Genomic DNA, 20573 nt, shown 5'->3' with positions numbered 1-20573 from the left:
CAGACATGGCGGGAATTCAATTTCGCCTCGAAGGCGTTGCGTACTGCGACCCGGCGAGCGCGCAGCAGTACTTCCGTGCCGGAGCATGGATCGATCAGACCTTTGGCGAGGCGCTCGTGGAGACGGCGAAGCGTTTGCCTGACAAAGCCGCATTTATCAGCGACGAACGGAGCATTACGTTTCAGCAACTGGATGAACAGAGCGACCGGCTCGCCGCCGCGCTGGTACGTCTGGGGCTCGAACGCGGTGCGCGGGCAATGTTCCAGATGGGCACTACCGTCGACACGGTGCTAGCGCTTTGCGCATGCTACAAGAGCGGTATTGTGCCGGTGTGTTCGCTGCCGCAATACCGCGAGGTCGAGATCGGCAAGCTCGCCGATCTTTCGCTGCCGCAAGCGTATTTTGTGCAAGGCGATATCGGCCGCTTCGACCTGGTCGGATTCGCCCAAACGATGTGCCGCGAGCATGCGTCGTTCAGGCACCTGATTGTTGCACGCGGTGAGGCGCCGGATGCTGCGCAGTCGATGGCCGCGCTGATGGACTCGATCTCGCTGGTGCAGGCACGGGAGATACTGGGCGGTGTGCAGATCGGCTCCGAGGATGTGTTGAGCTTTCAGCTCTCGGGCGGCACGACAGGCGTGCCAAAAATCATTCCGCGCTTCCACGCGGAATATCTTGGACATGCCGTGGCCTGGTCGAGGCATGTGGAGGCGGGCGAACACGCGACGCTGATCTGGTCTCTACCATTGCTGCACAACGCCGCGCATCTCTACGCGCTGGTACCCACCATTGCCATGGGGCAGACCACCGTGTTGATGCCGAACGTGGACGTGGTGCGCATGGCTGAGTTGATCGAGCAGCATCGTGTGACGCATGCGGTTTCGATTGGTCCGGTTGCGCCGCAGATCATGACGAATCCGCAGGTGCTGGAGCACGATCTTTCCTCGCTGAAGCTGTTCTTCAGTCTGACGCGCGCCGATAACCTCCAGTCGTACATCGGTGTGCCCTGTTCAAACATGTATGGCACGACGGAGGGGTTGTTGATCGGCTCCGGTGCTTCGGTAGCAGAGTATGTGCGTCATCACACGCATGGGCGCTCGGGCTGCGCGCAGGACGAACTGGTCCTGCTCGATCCGGACAGCGAGACACCGGTGGCGCCGGGGCAAACCGGCGAACTGTGTTTCCGGGGACCGTCGAGTCTGCGCGGCTACTACAACGCGCCCGAATCAAATGCAACGGCGTTCACGAGCAGCGGATTCTTTCGTACCGGTGACATGATGCGCGCCCACGTCATCGGCGGCGAGACCTGGTTTTCGTTCGAAGGACGTTTGCGTGACAACATCAACCGGGGTGGCGAAAAGATTGGCGCTGAGGAAGTGGAAGCGTTTCTGAGCCATCACCCGGCCGTGCTGGACGCGAAACTGGTTGCAATGCCGGATCCGTTGTACGGCGAGAAGGGCTGCGCGTTTCTGATTCTTCGCCAGGGTCATGCCGCACCCACCGTTGCGGAGATGATCGATTTCCTGTGCTCGAAGGGGCTTGCGAAATTCAAGTGTCCGGAACGCATCGAGGTGGTAGAGGAGTTTCCGGTGACACGCGTCGGCAAAGTAGACAAACCGGCAATGCGGCGCGTGATCGCGAGCATCCTCGAGTCCGAAGCTGCCAATCGCTCAGCCGCGTCCACGCAAGATCATTGAAATGAGCGAGCTCGGCTGCTGGATCGACGGGTGAAGGCAGCGAAGCTCGCTTTGCAGAAGAGGTGGTAATGAAAGTCGATATCGTCGGCGGTGGTCCAGGAGGTCTGTTTCTCTCATACCTCGTCAAAAAGCAGTTTCCTGCGTGGACCGTGCGGGTGTTCGAGCAGAACGACGCGGCCGCAACCTATGGATGGGGCGTGGTGTTCTCGGACGTCGCCTTGTCCTTTCTGGAAAAAGCGGACCCCGCATTTTTCAATCGGTTTACCGCGCGGCATGTGCGTTCCAGTCACATGGAAATCGTACATCGCGGTGTGCACGTTTCGATCGATGGGCATTGTTTTTCGCGGGTCGCACGAATCGATTTGCTGCAGTTCCTGCATGCCGAGTGTCGTGCCGCCGGTGTCGAGTTGCTATTCAACACACGTGTAGATGACGTGACGATGCTGCACGATGCAGACCTTGTCGTGGTTTCGGACGGCGTCAACAGCCGGATGCGAGCCCAGCTCGCCGATGCCTTCAACCCATCGTTTGTCAGGCGTCGCAACAGGTTCGCATGGTACGGCACCACTCAACTCTTTCCTGCTGTATCGTTGATCTTCCGCGAGACACAAGATGGAATCTTCATCGCGCACAGCTACCAGTACAGCGAGGGGATGAGCACCTTCCTCGTCGAGACCGATCCGCTGACATGGGAGCGTGCCGGACTCGGAGAAATGAACGACGCAGCGAGCCGGACCTTGTGCGAGCGCATTTTTGCCGGCGATCTGGGCGGACATGAATTATTGTCCAACAAATCCACATGGTTCGAAGCCGTAACGGTGAAAAACGAGCGCTGGCATCACGGCAATATCGTGTTGCTTGGCGACGCGTTGCGTTCCGTGCATTTCTCGCTGGGATCAGGAACGCGTATGGCCATGGAGGACGCGATCGCACTATGCGACGGCCTGCGCACACATGGGGCGGATCTCGCCGCTGTTTTCGATTACTTCGAAGCGGCGCGTCGGCCTGCGTCGGATCGCTTCCAGCAGGCTGCCGCGAAGAGTCTGGACTGGTATGAGAACGTAGCCGACAAGATGCATCTCGACTCGGTCGACTTTACCTACGACTACATGCGCCGGACCGGGCGTGTGACGCACGAGGATTTGCGCCGGCGCTCTCCGGCGTTGATCCGGCAATATGAGCGGCTTCACGGCGAGACGCTGAGCTAGGTAAGGGGGCGCGCCGTTTGCCCGGCAACCGTGCGCGCAACCCTATCCACAATCGCAGCGTGTTCGCTTCAGGCGGCGTCGCCCGACTCACTCAGATCAACCTTGAGCAGGCACTCGCCCGTATAACTGCCGATATAAAGCGCATTTCCATTTGCAAGCGCAACGGATGCGCCGCCTTGCAGCAGACCTGATGTGCCCTGGAATAACGGCCTCACCGTAAAGCTTGCCGGATCGAGCGTGGCGACCGAGAAGGCCAGCTTCTCCTGGCAGAGCTTTCCTTCGGCCTCGGTACATTCGCGCCAATAGTCGAGATCGTCGATACCGGCCACGACCAGCAAACCGTCGCGGTTCAACGTCAGGTTGTCGGCCTGAAACGGCATCTTTGCGACGCGGGTAATTCGCTGCGCCGCGCGATCGTATTCCAGCACCTCGCCGCTGATCCAGGCGGCAAACCAGACGTATCGGCCGTCGTTGCTGATCTGAATGCCGTTGTTCAGCTCTGCCTCGCTGCCGGGCAAGCGCTTCCAGCCGCTTTGAGGGTGCCACTCGGCGAGGTAGCCGGTTTTTGCTCCACTGAACATGAATGCCATGGGATCCTGATCACCGATCAGCGCGTTATCGAGCATCACGGTCGCGATGAAACCACCGTCGGGCGTGGCAGCGACGTCGTTGAGCAAGCCACCTTCAAATTTCACACCGCCATGCCAGAGCGCATCATAACTGCCGGCACTGGGCACGATTTCGAACGCCTCGACAGACTCGCGCGCATGATTGATCACGAGAAGCTGTGTGCGTCCGTCCGGCCGTTGCGATATATGCAGGCCATGACTCGCAATTCCGGTGGGTGCGCCGCAGGCCGGGTCGCCCCAGCCGGGCTCCGGCTGGAAGCGGATCGGCATGGGGCTGACGCGATCGTTCGCGAGATCGACCTGCATCAGGGCTGGGCCATCTGGACTGACAAAGCCGGCAGGCATTTCGCTGACCACAAGATGCGTACCGTCGGGTGTCAACGCAATGTCTTCGGGGCCAGTGAAGCCCCGGAGACAGGTGTACGGTTTGATCATCAGTATTGTTCCTGTTGGTTGAGATAGCGTGAAGAGGTTTTCCGGCCGCGCGCTGCGATTGCTTCCGCGCGGCTCGCATGGACGCCATAGATGGCGAGCTTGAGCACGATTGCCATGATTGCCAGCGCGGCGAAGCTGATGCCGCATCCAATCGCACCGCGCATGCCGAAGGTTTTGATGGCCCATCCTCCCGCGAATGAACCGCCCACGACGCCGAGGTTGGCGGCAGTCAGATAGAGGCTGGTGGCGAAGCTGCGGGCCTCGCGCGAAACCGAGCGCAACCACATCTGGCTGGCAACCAGGCCGCATGCATGCACAGCGCCCCAAAGCATGGCGATTGGGGCCATGGCGGGCATCCAGTTGCGCGCCAAACCGAAGAGAATCAGATAGACGGCGCTTAGTGCCAGCGGTTGAATTAGCACCACTTTGACCAGATGCGAGTCCAGCAGCTTGCCGATCAGGAGGTTGCCGAGCACCCCGCCAACGCCGAGCAGCACGAGCGTCACGCTGATATGCGTATCGCTCAGACCTACCTGACGCTTGAGATATTCGGCCGCATATCCATACACGGAGAAGAGCGAGGTAAACATCAGCACGACGGCGACGATATTCATCCACACTGCAGGTTTGCGCAGGATCGAGAGTTGTTCGCCGAAGCCGAGCGGGGCGCTTTTCGGTGCTTTGGGAAGCATGACGAACAGGCCCGTCGCGGCGATCACGCATACGGCTGCGCAAAACAGAAATGCGGCCTGGTAATTCGCAGCGGAGGCAATGGCGCTCATCATCGGTACTCCGACGACCAGTCCGAGCGTGGTTCCTATCACCGCCTGCGACACCGCGCGTCCCGTCTGCTCAGGAGGGAACAGCGAAGTCGCGGTGGCGAGCGCTGCCGCATAAAACATGGGGTGGAACAGCGCTGCAATCATTCGAAGTACAAGGATCCAGCCAAACTCGGGGACACTGGCTGACAGGACGCTGCATCCCGCGAACATCGCGAGCGAAACGACCAGGACCTTCTTGCGCTCCAGCCTTGCGGAGAACAGGACCAGGGCGGGCCCACAGACTGCTACGGTCAGGGCGAACAGGCCGGTCAACTGACCCGCTCGCGACACGGTGATGTGGAAGCGCTCAATGAGCGCGGGCAGGATACCCACTACGCCAAATTCGAGCGTATACAGCCCGAACAGGCCTAGTACGACAAACGGCATGGCGCGTACGGATTTCATGATGTCTGTGCGAGCGATGCGTTAGGCCGGCATGGCGGTGGTCTGGTGCATGACGAGTTTCCAGGCGTCTTGCTCGCGGCGCCAGACCACAGTGAAGACCGAACGCATGACTCGCCCGGTTCCGCGTACCGTGGCCTCCAGCGTGACTGTACCGTTGACGTAGAAGGCTTGATCGCCGAGTGGCACGACCTTCTGGATCTTCGGGTCCGCCCGGTGGTAGATAACCGCCCTGGTTTCCAGGGTGGCGAGGTACGCTTGCTTGTCATCTTGCAAACCGCTCGAATGGACGAACTGGAGGTCGTCCGAGAGCAGATCGGCGAGCATGGTGATATCGGCGGCCAGCGCCAGATTCCATCGTCTTGTTTCGAGTTCGGACGCAAGCTGGAGAAGTTCTTGGGCAGATGTCATGACAGGTTCCAGGGTTAGCAATACCAAAGTGTTTGGCCGATTCGTCGGGCGTTGTGCTCGTTCATGCCGACGCATGCGACAGACGCAAAAGTAACGTCTTTCCAACGGTGAATTAAGTAAGGTAGAGTTCCCAGCAGAACGGACAATACGTCCGCAAAAAACCGGGTCATGAAACTATGGATAGCTTTGCTCTCAACGTTTTCGTTCAGGCCGCAGACGCGCGCAGTTTTGTAGCGGCAGGCCGCACGCTGGGGATTTCGGCTTCCGGAATTGGTAAAAGCGTGACGCGACTCGAACAGGGCCTCGGTGTAAGGCTGTTTCATCGGAGCACGCGCAGTGTCAGCCTGACGGCCGAAGGCGAGATGTTTCTCGAGCGTGCGCGGCGCATACTCGCCGAGTTCGATGCGGCGCAGGCTGAGTTGTCGGTGATCAGCACGATCCCGAAAGGGCGATTGCGAATTGGCTTGCCGATGGTCGGCGAACCCTTTCTGGCAGTAATGGCCGAATTTCGCCGCCGCTATCCGGAGATTGAGCTCGACCTCGATTTTGACAACCGGAAGGTCGACATCATCGAAGAGGGTTACGACGCCGTCGTACGCAGCGGCGATGTTGAGGACTCCCGCCTGACATCGCGCATGCTTGGCCACTTCCGCATGCTTCTGGTCGGAGCACCGGCTTATTTCGAACGTCGTGGAAGGCCGACGCATCCGCGCGACCTCGTTCATCACGATTGCATTCAGTTCCGCATGCCCAACACAGGAAAACTGCAGGTCTGGCAGTTGCGGCGCGAGGCCGACGAACCTGAACAAGACCTGCAGTTGTCGACGACGGTCACCTGCAATACCAACGAGGCGCGCCTGTGCTTTGCGTTGGAGGGGCTGGGCATTGCGTACGTGTCCGAATTCCTGGTGCGTCGCGCGCTGGATGCGGGGCAGCTCGTGACGATTCTCGACGCGTACACCACCGAGCAGAACACCTTCCAGTTGCTCTGGCCGTCAGGCCGTCACGTGACGCCCAAGTTGCGGGCGTTTATCGATTTCGCCAGCCAGCACGTGGCACTGGAAAAAAGCCGTCAATGATCAGAACGGGTAGGCGGGAATCTGCTGGCGTGTCGTGATCCACTGCCATTCGCTGAATTGATCCGCATTGGTCAGCGTGCTGTGGTTAAAGCCGTTGCCCGATGCGCCGACGCCGCCAATCGGACCATAGACCTCGTGCAGCACGGTCTGGTCGTTGATATGGACGATACCGGAGTGCAACTGGTCGGCGATGCGCTGGGCGTGCGCAAGGTCGGCCGATGCGACAGCGGCCACCAGGCCGTACTCAGTGGCGTTGGCGAGCGCGATCGCTTCATCGTCAGTGCGGAACGTGGTGATGGGCGCAACGGGTCCGAAGATTTCTTCATCAAAGGCCGCCATGCCAGGCGTTACGCCTGTGATGACCGTGGGCTCGAAGAAGAGGCCATTGCGCTTGCCGCCGGTGAGAACCGTTGCGCCGCTCGCGCGCGTTGCCGCGACAATCCGCTCGACGTTGACGGCCTGGCGCTCGTTGATGATTGGGCCAATCTGGACGCGGTCGTCGAATGGGTTGCCCACGACCAGCGCTTTGGCCTTCCTGACGAGCGCCTCGACATACGCGTCGGCAACGCGCTCATGAACCAGATGCCGCCCCGCGGTCAGGCAGATTTGCCCCTGGTGGAAGAAGGCGCCCCAGGCTCCGGCGCTGGCCGCAGCCTCGATGTCAGCGCCTTCGAGCACAACGTACGGATTGTTGCCCCCGAGCTCGAGCGATACGCGCTTGAGCTGTGCGCCGGCAATCGAGGCGATCTGCCGGCCCACGCGAGTCGAACCGGTGAAGCTGATCATGTCGATAACGGGTTCGCTAACGAGCGCCGCGCCCGTGTCGGCGCCACCGGGCAGTACATGGAACAGGCCCGCAGGCAGGCCGGCGGCTTCGAACAGCCGGGCGAACGTCACGCCGCCGGCAATGGGCGTTTGCAAATCGGGCTTGAGGATCACCGCATTGCCCATGGCGAGAGCCGGGCCGATTGCGCGTGAAGCAAGAATAAAAGGCGAGTTCCACGGAGTAATGACGCCGACCACGCCGACCGGAATCCTCCGGGCGACGCTCTGGCGGCCTAGCGCCTCGGTGGCAGCCAGGATGCCTTGCGGCTGGCTGCCGAGTGCGGCAGCTTCCTGCACTTCGCGGGCAGACACCTGGACTTCCCAGAATGCCTTGGCGCGGATCGAGCCCGTTTCCCTGACAATCTGATCGGCGATCTCGTCAGCATGGACCAGCACCAGGCGCGAGAATTCGCGCAAGATGTCGCCGCGCGCCGGGCCGGGTACTTTGGCCCATTCCTTCTGCGCTTCGCGCGCCGCCAATGCCGCCAGGGAGACATCTTCCTGCGATGCAACTCCGATAGTTCCGAGTTTCGCGCCCGTTGCCTTCTCGCTCACCTCCTCGGTGCCAAGGCCCGGGCGCCTCCAGCCGTTGCTATAGATTTTCTCGCTCCACAAGTCGGTGGGCTTTAGCAGTGTCGAGTTTGTCATGTTGAATCCTCCAGAAACGATGGGTCAATCACCGCCCCTTGGTCGGGCAAAGAGGCGGGGTCTCCTTACATGAAATGCTTTGCTGTGATTCGCGCGGCAAGCCTGATGGCCGTCGCGTTTCGTCCTTGACGTTCATCAGGCTGCGACGGCGGCTTCGCTCCCGGTGATCGGCTTCCAGTTTGGGAGTGGCGTCAGGTAGTGCAACTCGAAGCGCCGCTCGATGAACGCCCATCGTGCGCCACGACGCTCGAACCGGTCGTTGTAACGCCCGCTTATCTGAGCCGGACCGAGCTCGACATGCGTGACCAACGCGTTTAGCGCCACCGTTCCAGTAGCGTTATCACCTTCGATGTCGATCAGCGCATTTGCCATCCAGTGATGCATATGCGGCATCTGCTGCCAGTTCTTGTGCGCTGAGTCAATGATCGCGTCAACGCCCGTATAGTTGCCGAAGGCGTCGCCTAACAGAAGCTTGGCGTCCTCGTGCCAGATACTGCGAAGCAATACTTCGTCGCGGTTGTCGAACGCCTGGTTGTAGGCGGCTATCAGGCGTTCCAGAGCGAAGCGGCTTTCCAGGGTGTCCAGACGCTGCGCCAGATCTTGCATATTCATCAATCATTCTCCGTCGTTGAGAAATCCGTGGATAGCGTGAGTTCGCGCCACTCGGCCACTTCCATGGAGATTGCTGTCTGAGGATGCTAGCTGGGAACGCGTAGGGGGAAAAAGCGGGGTGATCATCCACTTAATGCGGACAGAAGGTCCGCAGTCTTCACGTAATGTGGGGATGGGTGTTGTGCCTGGGGCTGGATGCGGCAGGAGTGCCGGAAGCGGTCACGCAAGGGTGGTTGGCAGGCGAATTTTTATTTCTCAATGAACGGTCAGTTTCCCAAACCGCCGTTCATCCCTCAAGCCGTCGCCGCCTTCTGCTTCACCGTTCTAAGGCGTGCCAGCGCCTCGCCATTTTCGCGGAACAGATGAACATGCCGCAGCGCGAAACTGGCGTCCACTGATTGCCCGTCGGACGTGGTCGATTCCCCCGAGCCTTTGACCTGAATCAGGACTCCATCGTCCAGATTCACATGCAGCAAGGTCTCGCCACCGAGATGCTCGACCACCATCACCTTGCCGGACAGCTTGCCCTGCAAATCGCTCGCGGCCGTCTCGGACAGATGCTCGGGCCGGATGCCGAGCGTTAGCGCGTCGCCTGCCTTTACGCCGTCCGGGAGGAACGGCAAAGCGATGGCCGCGCCGCCAGGCAAACCGACCGTAACGCCTGCCGTATCGGCACGTTGCACTTTCACGTCGAGGAAGTTCATCTTCGGCGATCCAATAAACCCTGCCACAAAGCGATTTACCGGTGTCCGGTATAGCTCGAGCGGTGAGCCGATCTGTTCAACCTTGCCGCCGTTCAACACGACAATCCGGTCGGCCATGGTCATGGCTTCGGTTTGATCGTGCGTAACGTAGATCATGGTTGCATTGAGCTGCTTATGCAGCTTGATCAGTTCAAGCCGCATCTGAACGCGCAACGCGGCATCGAGATTGGACAAGGGCTCGTCAAAGAGAAACACTTTCGGTTCGCGCACGATTGAGCGCCCAATCGCCACGCGCTGGCGTTGTCCGCCGGAGAGCGCACGAGGTTTGCGATCGAGCAACTGCTCGATTTGCAGGATCTGTGCCGCACGCTGCACACGTTCCTTGATCTGGGCCTCAGGCAGTTTGATCATACGCAGTCCGAACGCAATGTTCTCGTAGACCGACATATGGGGATACAGCGCATAGGACTGAAACACCATCGCCACGCCCCGTTGTGATGGTTCCAGTTCGGTGACGTCTTCAGCGCCAATCAGGATTTGCCCGGAGTCGCTGCGCTCCAGGCCGGCAATGGTGCGAAGCAGGGTGGATTTGCCGCAGCCGGAAGGTCCGACGAACACCATGAACTCACGATCGTTCACGGAGATGTCCACGCTCTTCAACACCTCCGTGCCGGAAAACGTCTTGCGGATCTGCTGCACTTGAACTGCACTCATGCTTGTCTCCTGTGTGGACGAGAGTGAGCGCTTTAGCGCTTGCTCGGGTCCCATGCACGCGTCTTCGCCCTGCAACGCAGCATACGACGCTTGTCGAATTTGTTCTTGACAACCGGTTCGGGTCCAAATATACAATTGTAATTACGAAATTACAAGTGAAACGAATCGGTCCAACCTCGCAGTCCACCCTCGCGGCCAACCTCGCCCGTTGCGGGCGTTTGCAAGAAGAACTATTCAGGAGACAGGCATGAAGAAGCACTACGCGCAGGCGGCGGCGTTCGCGCTGCTCGGCGTCACAGCGTCGTTTCTTGCGGTATCCAACGCGTCCGCGTGGACGCTGAAGGAAGCTGCCGAGCCGTATTCGGGCACCACTATCAATGCCATTTTTCTCGACCGGCCAGGCTACAAGGCGGCGTCGAAGCTGATCCCGCAGTTCGAGAAAGAGACCGGCATCAAGGTGCACACGGAGGTTGTGCCCTATGAGAACACCCGTGAGAAAGAAGTGCTGAATTTCGTGGGGGGCGGCGATCAGGACGTCGTGCTGGTCGACGTGGTGTGGATCGGCGAGTTTGCCAGCAACAAGTGGCTGGTTCCCATCAAGACCTTCACCGACAACCCCAAACTGGCCGACCCCAATCTCAACCTTGCGGGCTTTTTCCCGATCCTGCTCGATTCGTTCGGCACGTGGGACAAGACCACTTACGGTCTGCCGTTCGATAACTACTCGGGCCTGATGTTCTACAACAAGTGCATGTTGAAGGACGCAGGTTTCGACGAGCCGCCCAAGACCTGGGACGAGGTGCTCAACGTCTACGCGCCGAAGCTCACCAAGCCCGACAAGAACCAGTATGCGTTCGCGTTGCAGTCGCGCCGTGGTGAAACGCAATCGGCCGATAGCTTCATGCGCATGCTGTGGCCCAATGGAGGTTCGTTGCTCGATGCAAAGTTCAGGTCGAACCTGATGTCGCCGCAATCGCAGGCCGGGCTCGAATATCGGCAAAAGCTGATGAAGTACATGCCGCCTGGCATCGTCGACTATGACCACGCGGAGTCGGTGAACGCGCTTGCCCAGGGCCAGGTCGCCATGATCACCGAGTGGTCGGCGTTCTATCCGACGCTGACCGATCCGAGCAAGTCGAAGATCGGTAGCTGTCTCGCCATCACCACGGAGCCCAAAGGACCCGCTGGCCTCAAGCCCGCGCTTGGCGGTTTCTCGCTGGCGGTGAACGCCAAGTCAAGTGCGAAGAAGCAGGCTGCGGCGTGGCTGTTCATCCAGTGGATTACCTCGGAACAGATGGCGAGGCCGTATCTGGATGCGGGCGGCGTGAGCGGCCGTATGTCGGTCTACAAGGACCCGGCGGTACAGAGCAAGTATCCGTTTGTGAAGCCGATGGTGGAGTCGTGGCAGGGCGGTGTGCCCGACTATCGGCCCCGCTTCCCGGAATGGCCCGCAGTGTCTGAGGTGATCGGCGAGTGGGGCAGCAAGATCATGCTCGGGCAGGTCTCGGTGAAGGACGGTGCGCAGACCATCGGCGCCAAGACGGAGGAAATCCTGCAGAAAGCGGGCTATTACGACGGCAAGAAGCCTTTGCTGAAGTAACACCGGCGCGGGCGGGGCGCCAGATGTGCCGCCTCGCCTGCTGATGCAAGCCAACCCGCGGAGATGCTTGATGCTCAAGACCACGGTACCACCCGCCAGCGGCGCAATGCGCCCGCGCCGGCCTGCGCGCTTTCGCTTCATGCCGCGCTCGCCCGCGTTCTGGTTCCTGTTTCCAGCCGTCGCAGCGCTGGCGGTCATTGGCATCTACCCGCTGCTGCTCGCGCTCTACAACTCGTTCCACCTCTACAAACTCGCGGATGTGGCGGCTGGTACGCCGTTTGTCGGCTTCGACAACTACATCGCCACGCTTTCCGATCCGTCTTTCTGGGGGGCGCTCGGCCGTACCGTGTTATTCCTCTGCCTGACCTTGCCGATTGAAATCGCTTTGGGGCTATTTGCTGCCTTGATGCTGCACCGCACGGCGCTCCCGTGGCTGCGGGTGGCGGCACGTGTCGGTCTCGTGATTCCGATGGCGACCACCTACGCGGTGGTCGGTTTGATCGGGCGTCTGATCTTCAACCGCCAGTTCGGCGTGGTCAATTACCTGCTGGGCTTATTCGGTGTTCCGCCGCTCGACTGGCTGGCCGACCCCACGCTCGCCGTGGTGTCGGTGATGATCATGGACATCTGGCAATGGACGCCATTCTGCGCGCTGATCCTGCTTGCGGGTCTCGCGATGGTGCCCAAGGAAGCCGAAGAAGCGGCGCGGCTCGAAACGCCGAAGTGGAGCAAGATCCTCTGGCATCTGCAGCGTCCTTACTTGCTGCCGGGGCTCACCGCAATCCTGATTCTGCGCTCCGCCGACATGCTCAAGATGTTCGACGCCGTGTTCACGATGACGCGCGGCGGTCCAGGCACGGCAACCGAGTTCATCAGCATCTATATCCAGCGCATCGCATTCCGCCTCTTCGATCAGGGCATGGCATCGGCTCAGGCGGTCCTGTTGCTGATCCTGACCATCGTGCTGTCGCGGCTCTATATTCGTTTTGTCTATCGGGAGGCCGTGTGAGTACCGCAACGGATACCAGCATTCAGGCTGTGCCGCTATCGCCGCGTTCACGCCGTGCAAGGAACGCACGGCGCCGTGCAACGGTGTGGCACGCAATCGGCTTGCTGATTGTATTTCTCACGTCAGTGTTTCCGTTCTACTGGATGGTAACGACCAGCCTGAAGAGTCAGGCCGATGCGCTCGCCATGCCACCGGTGTGGTTTTTCACGCCAACGCTCTCGCACTACACGGACGCGCTGTTCGAACACGACGTCGCACAAAGCCTGTTGAACTCGCTGATCGTGGCGAGCAGCACAACGTTTCTGTCGATCCTGCTCGGCACCCCCGCGGCCTATGCGCTCGCGCGCTTCGAATTTCGCGGCAAGGAAGACCTGTGGTTCTGGTTTATCTCGAACCGGATGGTGAGCCCCGTGGTGCTGGCGGTGCCGTTCTTCCTGATCGCCACCAGGCTCGATCTGGTCGACACGCATATCGTGCTGATTCTGCTCTATCTGACGTTCTCGCTGCCGATCGTTGTATGGATCTGCACCGATCAGTTCCGCAATATTCCGGTCGAACTCGACGAAGCCGCGCGTCTTGACGGTGCGTCCGCGTGGCGCGTGTTCTGGCGGATCAACTTGCCGTTGGCGATGCCGGGCATCGTCGTGTCGGCGATCTTCGCCTTTATCTTTTCGTGGAACGACCTCCTTTACGCGCTGGTGCTCACCCGCAGCGACGCCATCACGTCACCGGTTGCGGCCACCAGTTATATGAGCGGCTACGAGTTGCCGTGGGGTGAAATCATGGCCACAGGCACGCTGATCGTACTGCCGATGGTGGTATTCGCGTTGGCCGTATCGGGGCGGCTGGTGCAGGGGCTGACAATGGGGGCGGTGAAATGAAGCTCGGCGCAAGGGGCGGTGAATTACTATCCGGTTGTGCCAATCAAAACCCATCATGCTCATGAATAAATCCATGCCACCCGCAGTCACGTCGCCGGGCGAATCGTCTGTTGATACGGAAGAGGAGTTGCAGGCGCGCGTTGCATGGCATTACTACGTCGGCAATCTGACGCAACAGGAGATTGCACAGCTCATTGGCAGCAATCGGGTGCGGGTGAACCGGCTGCTCGCCGCAAGCCGCGAATCAGGGATGGTCCAGATCACCATCAATAGCCGTCTCACGCCTTGTGTCGCGCTCGAGGAGACGCTGGTCAAGCGCTTCGGGCTTGAAGCCGCGGTTGTGGTGCCCTCGGGCGCCGATACGGAGGCCAACATGGCTGCGATCGGCATAGGCGCGGCGAACTACCTGGCAGGACAAATTGAGGCGGGACAGACGATCGGACTGGGTTGGGGACGCACGATCCGCGCTGTGCTGCGCGCTTTGCCGCAACGGACTTACGGAGGGCTTTCGGCGGTGTCGTTGCAAGGCGGCCTCTCGCATTGCCCGAGCATTAACACGTTCGACATCGTGTCCGACTTTGCGGACCTGTGTCAGGCCGACGGCTTCCTGTTTCCCGCGCCAATCTATGTAAGCAGTCAGGCGGTGCGCGACATCCTGCTCAAGGAAGATGCCGTGCGCGAGACCTATGAGCGGGCGCGCCAATCGGATCTGGTTCTGCTGACCTGCGGCGACCTGACGGAGTCATTGGTGGTGACCTACGGCATCAACGATCCCGAACAGGTGAGGGCGCTGCAAAAAGCGGGCGCAGTAGGCGATATGCTCGGCCACTTTATGGACGCCGATGGCGAGGCAATCGATCATCCGCTAAACCGTCGCACGGTCGCGATTTCGCTCGAGGATCTGCGCAAGATTCAGCGCGTGATTCTGGTGAGCGGCGGCACGAAGAAATTTGCCGTGACGCGGGCCGCGTTGCGTGGACGCTACCCGTCGGTGCTGGTGACCGACGAGCAGACCGCACGCCGTCTCTGCGACGAACCTTGACGAGCACTGCATTTCATTCCGTTCATTCCATAGCAGAGGGCTTCAATCATGGAAGCACTGGTTCTTGAAGAAGCACGCCGTATCAGCTTGCGCCCGTTCACCTTGCCGCAGGTTGTCGGTTCGCACGACGTACGCATTCGCATCAATACGGTAGGCATCTGCGGAAGCGACATCCATTATTATCAGCACGGCCGTATCGGACCATTTGTCGTCAACGAACCGATGGTACTGGGTCACGAAGCGGCGGGTACCGTGGTTCAGATTGGCGATGAAGTGACGCACCTGAAGGTGGGCGATCGTGTCTGCATGGAACCTGGGGTGCCGGACATGGCATCGCGGGCATCGCGCGAGGGCATGTACAACCTCGATCCGAGCGTGCGCTTCTGGGCGACGCCACCGGTGCATGGTTGCCTGACACCGTTTGTCGTGCATCCCGCCGCGTTCACTTTCAGGCTGCCGGACAACGTCAGTTTTGCGGAAGGCGCGATTGTCGAACCGCTGGCTATCGGCATGCAGGCCGCAACGAAGGCGAAGATAAAGCCGGGGGACGTGGCGGTTATTCTCGGTGCGGGAACGATCGGCATGATGTGCGCTCTCGCGGCGCTCGCCGGTGGTTGCAGCCGCGCGATCGTCTGCGATCTGGTGCCCGAGAAACTCGAACTGATCGGCAACGTGCAGGGCGTGACGGCGGTCAATATCCGCGACCGTAAAGTGAAGGACGTTGTCACGGAACTCACGGAGGGTTGGGGGGCGAACGTGGTCTTCGAAGCCAGCGGGAACGAAAGGGCATTCGACGGCATTGTCGACCTGCTGTGTCCCGGTGGTTGCCTCGTCCTTGTCGGCATGCCGCAACACGCGGTACCGGTCGATATTGTCGCGCTGCAAATCAAGGAAGCGCGCATCGAATCGGTGTTCCGCTACGCCAACATGTTCCCGCGAGCCATCCAGTTGATCGCCTCAGGCCGGCTCGATATCAAGCCGTTTATCTCGCGTTCGTTTGCGTTCGCGGACGGCATTCGCGCATTCGAAGAAGCGGCAAGCGGCAAGCCCACGGACGTGAAAGTCCAGATTGTCATGGAGTGAGCGTGGCCGAGAGGCATTGCCCGCACGGCCCGGGGTTTTTCGCGCGAGGCGCCCATGGGATGGCGCCTGCCTGCCAATCTGTCGGCGTTCACGCGGCATCTGGCCCGCTCAAGCGCCGGCAAGCAACGCGCCGGCGCCTGGGACGACTGGTTCGAGCCTGAGCCGATCGAGCATACCCCGGACTGTGCATACCGCAGTTGAAACGGTGCGGATTCCCAGCATGTCTTCAATGCGCTGAATTGCCGGTAATGACGGCATCTGGACGCATGCGGACGCTACGACTACATCCGCGCCTTCGGTGTTCAGGCGACGAACGTCCTCAAGCAGTTGCCGCGGGGCGCGCAGCCCGACTTCAAGGTTGTCGGGGATCTCAAAGCAGAGGGAATCGATGACCTCAATTCCTTCGTTTTCGATGTAAGCGACGACGAGATCCGTCAAAGGCCGCATGTACGGAGCCATCAGCGAAATGCGGCGTGCGCCGAGGGTTTTCAGGCCTTCTACCAACGCTCCGGCCGAGGTCATGACCGGCGCCAGGCAATGGTTGGCACGCGCCACTTCCAGCAGTTCGCGTTCGGTTTGCCGGTGATATCCGGGCCCCATCGCCATGATTGCGACGAGGCATGCCGTGCTCATTACATCGACACGGGCGTCAGCAAGTTCTGCCGCGCAGCGCAAGCCTTCTTTGTTCATCGCGGTCAATTCTTCCTTCGTAACCTTGTGCATTCTCATCCGGCTCGAATGGAAAGTGAATCGCTCGGGTCGAATGGCTTCTCGGGCGCGCAGCATGGCGGGAATTTCGGTTTCCATAGTCGTGTTTGAACTAGGAACGATCTGTCCAATGCGAAAACTCTGAGACATTTTAATCTCCAGTAAAATATTAAATAAGGTATGCGAAATAATTAACAAGCTGCCAATTAAACGGTAGTGTTCGATATCCCGTAGACGGGTTGCCAGGACAAACTCGCCTCGCCGGCATAGAATCGCGGTGCGCAGCGTTTGCTGCCGCGCTTCGATCACCGGCCTTGTGCCGCTCGAAAGCTATGCACGTAGGATGGCGGTTTGCAGGCGTGCTGAGAAGTTCTCAATGTTCAGTGCAGGCATCGCCAAATGAGATGGCCGCAATCGGCCCGAAATTCACCCCAGGGAGCGAGGATGCGGGTTTCAGCAGATCGTCCGTTACGCCTTGATATCGAGTCGCTGCGTATTTTCGTGGCGGTCATCGAGGAGGGCAGCATTGCCGCGGCCGCCGCCCGCACGCACATCGTGGCATCGGCCGTCAGCAAGCGCGTGTCGGATCTTGAAGACGACGCCGGAACACCGCTGCTATATCGCCATAGCCGCGGGGTACAAGCTACGCCCGCCGGCGAGGCGCTCTATCATCACGCCAGGCGATTGGGCGAGCATTTGCAGCAGATTGCGGACGAACTGTCTGAGTACTCCGACGGCATAAGAGGGCACGCCCGAATCTATGTCAACTTCACCGCGATGGTGCAGTATTTGCCAAACGCGCTGCGCTCGTTTCTGCACGAGAACCCAAAAGTGCGGATCGATATGGTCGAGAAGTCGAGCGATGAGGTAGTACAGGCGATTACCAGCGGTGTCGCCGATCTCGGCATCTGCTCGGCTACGGAGGACGCCCTTGGCGATCTGCAGTGGCGCCCGTATGGCGTCGATAAGCTGGTGGTGATTGTGCCGTCGGATCACCGGCTCGCCGGGCGCACAAGCATGGCGTTCGAGGAAGTGCTGGAGGACGACTTCGTCAGCATGCCCTATGGCACGTCCATTCCGAAACTGTGCCGCGCCGCCGCAGAGCGTAGCGGCAGACGGCTGCGCGTGCGCATAGAAGTGACCAGTTTCGAGGGCGTGCGCAACATGGTTAGTGCGGGCCTCGGGATCGGCCTATTGCCCAAAGGCAGCGTGACGCCTTATATGCATTCGGCGCCGTTTCGCGTCATTGAGCTTGACGAACCCTGGTCGCTGCGGCCGCTGTCGATAATCGCCCGAAATTTTGACACGCTGCCGCTCCCGGCGCGGATGCTGGTCGACCACCTCGGTAACCATCTGGGCAACGGATCGTGATCCCTGCTGCCGTGCAACCGCAGCGGTGCACGCTTCTTGCTACCTCGTAGACACTATCGGCAGGGTGAAGCGCGAGATCAGGTCACGACGTGGCCGCAGCTCCCCAGCCAGTCACGGAGGAGCGGCAATGCGAGCAATCAAAAACGTGGTACGGGCTGCAATTTTTTCCATGACAATTGCAGTGCTTGCGTCATGTGGTGGTGGCGGGCACGGCAGTAGCTCGGGTAGCGGCAGCTCGACACCGAGCGGCGGTATCAACCTGCAGATTGTCTCGTTCGGCGACAGCCTGTCGGACGTCGGAACCTACGCGCCGATCGCCAGCGCCGTGGGCGGAGGCCGTTTCACGACCAATCCCGGGCAGGTGTGGACCCAGAATGTCGCGCAGTACTACGGCAATACACTAAGCGCCGCCTACACGATCGATCTGACGCAAAAGCTGAGTCCGCAGGGCGGCATGGGCTATGCGGAAGGGGGCGCGACGGTGGCAACGCCGGCTAGCCAGAACGATTTCCTGACCGACGTGATCGGCGATGTCGAAATGCCTGTCAACCAGCAGGTTTCGAGCTACCTGGGCACTTACAAGAGTTTTAACTCAGGACAACTGGTGCTCGTGTGGGCCGGGGCGAACGATGTATTGCGCGCCGGAGCGCTGCCGGCCGCGGCGCAGACAGTGGAGACGGCGGCGACCACGCTTGCCCAGCTTGTGCAGCAGATCGTACAGGCCGGCGCGACTCATGTCGTGGTGGTCAATCTTCCGAACATTGGGCTCTCGCCCAAGGGCCTCGCCCAGTCGGACGGCGGCGCAACCTACACGCAGTTGTCGCAACTCTTCAACAGCACCTTGAACTCCGCCTTGCAGAGCGATGGTGTGCAAAGCAAGGTGATCCAGATCGATGCCTATACGTGGCTGAACCAGATCATCTCGAACTTTCAGACCAACGGCTTCACGGTGTCGAACACCGGCCAGGCCTGTGACCCTTCGAAAACCCCGGATGACACCTCGCTGCTGTGCTCACCGGCCACCTACGTAAGCGCCAATGCCGACCAGACCTATATGTTCGCGGACGATCTTCATCCGACCACGCATCTGCATGCGCTCTTCGCACAGTATGTCGAGCAGCAGATCGCCGCGAGCGGTCTGGGTCATTGAGACTGAAAGCAGGAACGCCCACGATGGGGCGTTCCTGCTCACGCTGCTCGCCTTAACAGTGTTCCAGCGCGTTCGAGAGGTCTGCGATCAGGTCGTCGGGATGCTCCAGTCCAACCGACACGCGAATCAAGCCTTCGGTGACGCCGGCTGCCGCGCGCGCGTCGGCGGGAACGCCTGAATGCGTCGTCGAAGCGGGGTGGCAGATCAGCGACTCCGTACCGCCCAGGCTCACTGCCGACTTGAACAGCGTCAGGCCGTTGATGAAGCGGAACGCCTGCTCGCGGCCGCCGTCGAGGACAAATGCAAACGTCGATCCGGGCCCGGTGCATTGACGCTGATAAACCGCCTGGTAGGCCGGGTCCTCGATCAGTTCGGAGTGCAGGACTTTCACCGGGCGATACGGATTGCTCGCGAGCCAGCGCGCGACGGCGCTACCGCTGCGCGCGGCCTGTTGCATGCGCAGCACCAGCGTCTCCATGGAGCGCGTGATCATCCATGACGAATGCGGATCGAGTTGCGAGCCAAGCGTGCTGCGGATCGCACGAATCCTGGTGATGAGACTGCGGCTGCCGGTGACGCCACCTGCGACCAGATCGCTATGGCCGCCGATGTACTTCGTCAGCGAATACACGCTCAGGTCGATGCCTTGCCGCGTGGGCTTCTGATACAACGGGCCCAGCAGCGTGTTGTCGCACACGGAGAGAGGGCGATAGCCGTGGCGTTGTTCAAACGCATCGATCTCGCGGCGCAGCCCTTCCAGATCGAACAGTGCATTGGTCGGATTGGCCGGTGTTTCGATGTAGCACATCCGCACGTGGCCCTTTTGCGCTGCGGCTTCGAGCGCGTCGTGAATCGCCGGTACCGAAAGACCATCCTCGATCACCTGGGAGCGGATGCCCCATTCGGGCAGAAACTTTGAAATCAATGTCTCTGTGCCGCCATAAAGCGGCACGGATTGCACCACACAATCACCGGGCCGCAGGAATGCCAGCAGGATGGCCGCGATTGCCGACATGCCACTGGAGGTCACAACAGCGGCTTCGGAATCGTCGAGCAAGGCAAGACGGTCTTCGACGATCTCGAGATTCGGATGATTGAAGCGGCTATACACGAGGCCCGCGCTTTCGCCTTCGGGTAAAGGCTTGCGGCCCGACACCATGTCGAAGAACTCGGCGCCGTCCTCGGCGGTGCGAAACGCGAATGTCGACGTCAGGAAAACCGGTGGCTTCACCGACCCTTCGGACAGAAAGGGATCGTAGCCATAAGACATCATCTGGGTTTCGGGATGCAGATCGCGACCGGCAATCGTGCGTTTGTGATAGGTGCGATAGGTCATGCTTTGCTCCATGCCATGTCGAGGGGAGGGTTGAACGGTGGTTGCAGTCCCAGCGCGCATCGTGCTCAAAGAGGATCGCTCTTTTGGGCCAGCGCGGGTCCATGCTACCCCATAGCGACAGGTTATCGCGAGCAGTACGGCCGGAAATGACTACGGCCACCCGAAGGCGGCCGTTTCCTGCTTGTGGGTACCTTATGCGCAGTGCTTC

Annotated in this window: 18 protein-coding genes and 1 pseudogene; 11 read left to right on the top strand and 8 right to left on the bottom strand. The window is 60.3% G+C overall.

Annotation, left to right across the window (positions count from 1 at the left end):
* Positions 1–5: 5 nt before the first annotated feature.
* Both FFS45_RS30400 and FFS45_RS30395 read left to right on the top strand, forming a co-directional pair.
* Positions 6–1697, top strand: coding sequence for an AMP-binding protein (locus FFS45_RS30400; protein ID WP_137958334.1), 1692 nt, complete (start codon positions 6–8; stop codon positions 1695–1697).
* Between the two features lie 68 nt (positions 1698–1765).
* Complete coding sequence (locus FFS45_RS30395; protein ID WP_137958333.1) at positions 1766–2905, top strand: FAD-dependent monooxygenase; 1140 nt, start codon at positions 1766–1768, stop codon at positions 2903–2905.
* 68 nt (positions 2906–2973) lie between these two features.
* On the opposite strand, the gene FFS45_RS30390 is transcribed toward FFS45_RS30395, so the two are convergent.
* Genes FFS45_RS30390 through FFS45_RS30380 form a run of 3 tightly spaced genes read right to left on the bottom strand, consistent with a single transcriptional unit; the run spans position 2974 to position 5603 of the window.
* Positions 2974–3969 (bottom strand): SMP-30/gluconolactonase/LRE family protein, encoded by a 996-nt coding sequence (locus tag FFS45_RS30390; protein ID WP_137958332.1) that lies wholly within the window; start codon positions 3967–3969, stop codon positions 2974–2976.
* Positions 3969–5195 (bottom strand): MFS transporter, encoded by a 1227-nt coding sequence (locus tag FFS45_RS30385; protein ID WP_212745779.1) that lies wholly within the window; start codon positions 5193–5195, stop codon positions 3969–3971. Before FFS45_RS30385 ends, FFS45_RS30390 begins: the two co-directional genes overlap by 1 nt.
* Positions 5196–5216: 21 nt before the next feature.
* A complete protein-coding gene (locus FFS45_RS30380) occupies positions 5217–5603 on the bottom strand; it encodes a nuclear transport factor 2 family protein (protein ID WP_171029795.1) in 387 nt (128 codons plus the stop codon).
* A 176-nt stretch (positions 5604–5779) separates the two neighbouring features.
* On the opposite strand from FFS45_RS30380, the pseudogene FFS45_RS42520 reads away from it, so the two are divergent.
* Both FFS45_RS42520 and FFS45_RS30375 read left to right on the top strand, forming a co-directional pair.
* Positions 5780–5953 (top strand): annotated as a pseudogene (locus FFS45_RS42520) (LysR family transcriptional regulator); the annotation flags it as partial.
* A gap of 75 nt (positions 5954–6028) precedes the next feature.
* Entirely contained in the window at positions 6029–6682 is a 654-nt protein-coding gene (locus FFS45_RS30375; protein ID WP_249362997.1) for a LysR substrate-binding domain-containing protein, read from the top strand.
* On the opposite strand, the gene FFS45_RS30370 is transcribed toward FFS45_RS30375, so the two are convergent.
* The 3 genes from FFS45_RS30370 to ugpC all read right to left on the bottom strand — a co-directional run bounded on the left by FFS45_RS30370 (position 6683) and on the right by ugpC (position 10185).
* Entirely contained in the window at positions 6683–8155 is a 1473-nt protein-coding gene (locus tag FFS45_RS30370) for a benzaldehyde dehydrogenase (protein WP_137958329.1), read from the bottom strand.
* 135 nt (positions 8156–8290) lie between these two features.
* Complete coding sequence (locus tag FFS45_RS30365; protein ID WP_212745778.1) at positions 8291–8767, bottom strand: nuclear transport factor 2 family protein; 477 nt, start codon at positions 8765–8767, stop codon at positions 8291–8293.
* A 293-nt stretch (positions 8768–9060) separates the two neighbouring features.
* Positions 9061–10185 (bottom strand): sn-glycerol-3-phosphate ABC transporter ATP-binding protein UgpC, encoded by a 1125-nt coding sequence (ugpC, locus tag FFS45_RS30360; protein WP_137958328.1) that lies wholly within the window; start codon positions 10183–10185, stop codon positions 9061–9063.
* 247 nt (positions 10186–10432) lie between these two features.
* Here ugpC and FFS45_RS30355 point away from each other — a divergent pair, with 247 nt between their 5' ends.
* The 5 genes from FFS45_RS30355 (at position 10433) to FFS45_RS30335 (ending at position 15800) form a co-directional block, all read left to right on the top strand.
* Positions 10433–11785 (top strand): sugar ABC transporter substrate-binding protein, encoded by a 1353-nt coding sequence (locus FFS45_RS30355; protein ID WP_137958327.1) that lies wholly within the window; start codon positions 10433–10435, stop codon positions 11783–11785.
* 70 nt (positions 11786–11855) lie between these two features.
* Positions 11856–12794 carry a sugar ABC transporter permease gene (locus tag FFS45_RS30350; RefSeq protein WP_171029794.1) on the top strand — a complete coding sequence of 313 codons (939 nt, stop codon included), beginning with the start codon at positions 11856–11858 and terminating at the stop codon, positions 12792–12794.
* 29 nt (positions 12795–12823) lie between these two features.
* The gene (locus tag FFS45_RS30345; protein ID WP_137958357.1) at positions 12824–13675 is read left to right on the top strand and encodes a carbohydrate ABC transporter permease; all 852 of its coding nucleotides are present in this window, start codon (positions 12824–12826) and stop codon (positions 13673–13675) included.
* Between the two features lie 73 nt (positions 13676–13748).
* Entirely contained in the window at positions 13749–14717 is a 969-nt protein-coding gene (locus FFS45_RS30340) for a sugar-binding transcriptional regulator (protein WP_249362993.1), read from the top strand.
* Between the two features lie 48 nt (positions 14718–14765).
* Positions 14766–15800 (top strand): NAD(P)-dependent alcohol dehydrogenase, encoded by a 1035-nt coding sequence (locus FFS45_RS30335; RefSeq protein ID WP_137958325.1) that lies wholly within the window; start codon positions 14766–14768, stop codon positions 15798–15800.
* 108 nt (positions 15801–15908) lie between these two features.
* Here the strand turns inward: FFS45_RS30335 and FFS45_RS30330 are convergent, their stop codons facing one another.
* Complete coding sequence (locus FFS45_RS30330; RefSeq protein ID WP_137958356.1) at positions 15909–16658, bottom strand: aspartate/glutamate racemase family protein; 750 nt, start codon at positions 16656–16658, stop codon at positions 15909–15911.
* Positions 16659–16907: 249 nt separating this feature from the next.
* On the opposite strand from FFS45_RS30330, the gene FFS45_RS30325 reads away from it, so the two are divergent.
* Positions 16908–17879 carry a LysR family transcriptional regulator gene (locus FFS45_RS30325; protein WP_349292333.1) on the top strand — a complete coding sequence of 324 codons (972 nt, stop codon included), beginning with the start codon at positions 16908–16910 and terminating at the stop codon, positions 17877–17879.
* A gap of 127 nt (positions 17880–18006) precedes the next feature.
* Positions 18007–19029, top strand: coding sequence for an SGNH/GDSL hydrolase family protein (locus FFS45_RS30320; protein WP_137958323.1), 1023 nt, complete (start codon positions 18007–18009; stop codon positions 19027–19029).
* 52 nt (positions 19030–19081) lie between these two features.
* Here FFS45_RS30320 and FFS45_RS30315 read toward each other — a convergent pair whose 3' ends face one another.
* Entirely contained in the window at positions 19082–20365 is a 1284-nt protein-coding gene (locus FFS45_RS30315; RefSeq protein WP_137958322.1) for a cystathionine gamma-synthase family protein, read from the bottom strand.
* Between the last annotated feature and the right edge of the window lie 208 nt (positions 20366–20573).

It is taken from the genome of Burkholderia sp. 4M9327F10, assembly GCF_005503145.1.
GTDB lineage: Bacteria > Pseudomonadota > Gammaproteobacteria > Burkholderiales > Burkholderiaceae > Paraburkholderia.
The sequence above is the reverse complement of the archived record's forward strand: the minus strand, read 5'-3'. Positions and strand labels throughout refer to the sequence as shown.

Coding starts and splice junctions, on each gene's coding strand:
- FFS45_RS30335 (WP_137958325.1), top strand. CDS start 14,766: ATGGAAGCACTGGTTCTTGAAGAAGCACGCCGTATCAGCTTGCGCCCG.
- ugpC (WP_137958328.1), bottom strand. CDS start 10,185: ATGAGTGCAGTTCAAGTGCAGCAGATCCGCAAGACGTTTTCCGGCACG.
- FFS45_RS30385 (WP_212745779.1), bottom strand. CDS start 5,195: ATGAAATCCGTACGCGCCATGCCGTTTGTCGTACTAGGCCTGTTCGGG.
- FFS45_RS30395 (WP_137958333.1), top strand. CDS start 1,766: ATGAAAGTCGATATCGTCGGCGGTGGTCCAGGAGGTCTGTTTCTCTCA.
- FFS45_RS30315 (WP_137958322.1), bottom strand. CDS start 20,365: ATGACCTATCGCACCTATCACAAACGCACGATTGCCGGTCGCGATCTG.
- FFS45_RS30350 (WP_171029794.1), top strand. CDS start 11,856: ATGCTCAAGACCACGGTACCACCCGCCAGCGGCGCAATGCGCCCGCGC.
- FFS45_RS30380 (WP_171029795.1), bottom strand. CDS start 5,603: ATGACATCTGCCCAAGAACTTCTCCAGCTTGCGTCCGAACTCGAAACA.
- FFS45_RS30340 (WP_249362993.1), top strand. CDS start 13,749: ATGCCACCCGCAGTCACGTCGCCGGGCGAATCGTCTGTTGATACGGAA.
- FFS45_RS30355 (WP_137958327.1), top strand. CDS start 10,433: ATGAAGAAGCACTACGCGCAGGCGGCGGCGTTCGCGCTGCTCGGCGTC.
- FFS45_RS30330 (WP_137958356.1), bottom strand. CDS start 16,658: ATGTCTCAGAGTTTTCGCATTGGACAGATCGTTCCTAGTTCAAACACG.
- FFS45_RS30365 (WP_212745778.1), bottom strand. CDS start 8,767: ATGAATATGCAAGATCTGGCGCAGCGTCTGGACACCCTGGAAAGCCGC.
- FFS45_RS30370 (WP_137958329.1), bottom strand. CDS start 8,155: ATGACAAACTCGACACTGCTAAAGCCCACCGACTTGTGGAGCGAGAAA.
- FFS45_RS30400 (WP_137958334.1), top strand. CDS start 6: ATGGCGGGAATTCAATTTCGCCTCGAAGGCGTTGCGTACTGCGACCCG.
- FFS45_RS30325 (WP_349292333.1), top strand. CDS start 16,908: ATGAGATGGCCGCAATCGGCCCGAAATTCACCCCAGGGAGCGAGGATG.
- FFS45_RS30320 (WP_137958323.1), top strand. CDS start 18,007: ATGCGAGCAATCAAAAACGTGGTACGGGCTGCAATTTTTTCCATGACA.
- FFS45_RS30390 (WP_137958332.1), bottom strand. CDS start 3,969: ATGATCAAACCGTACACCTGTCTCCGGGGCTTCACTGGCCCCGAAGAC.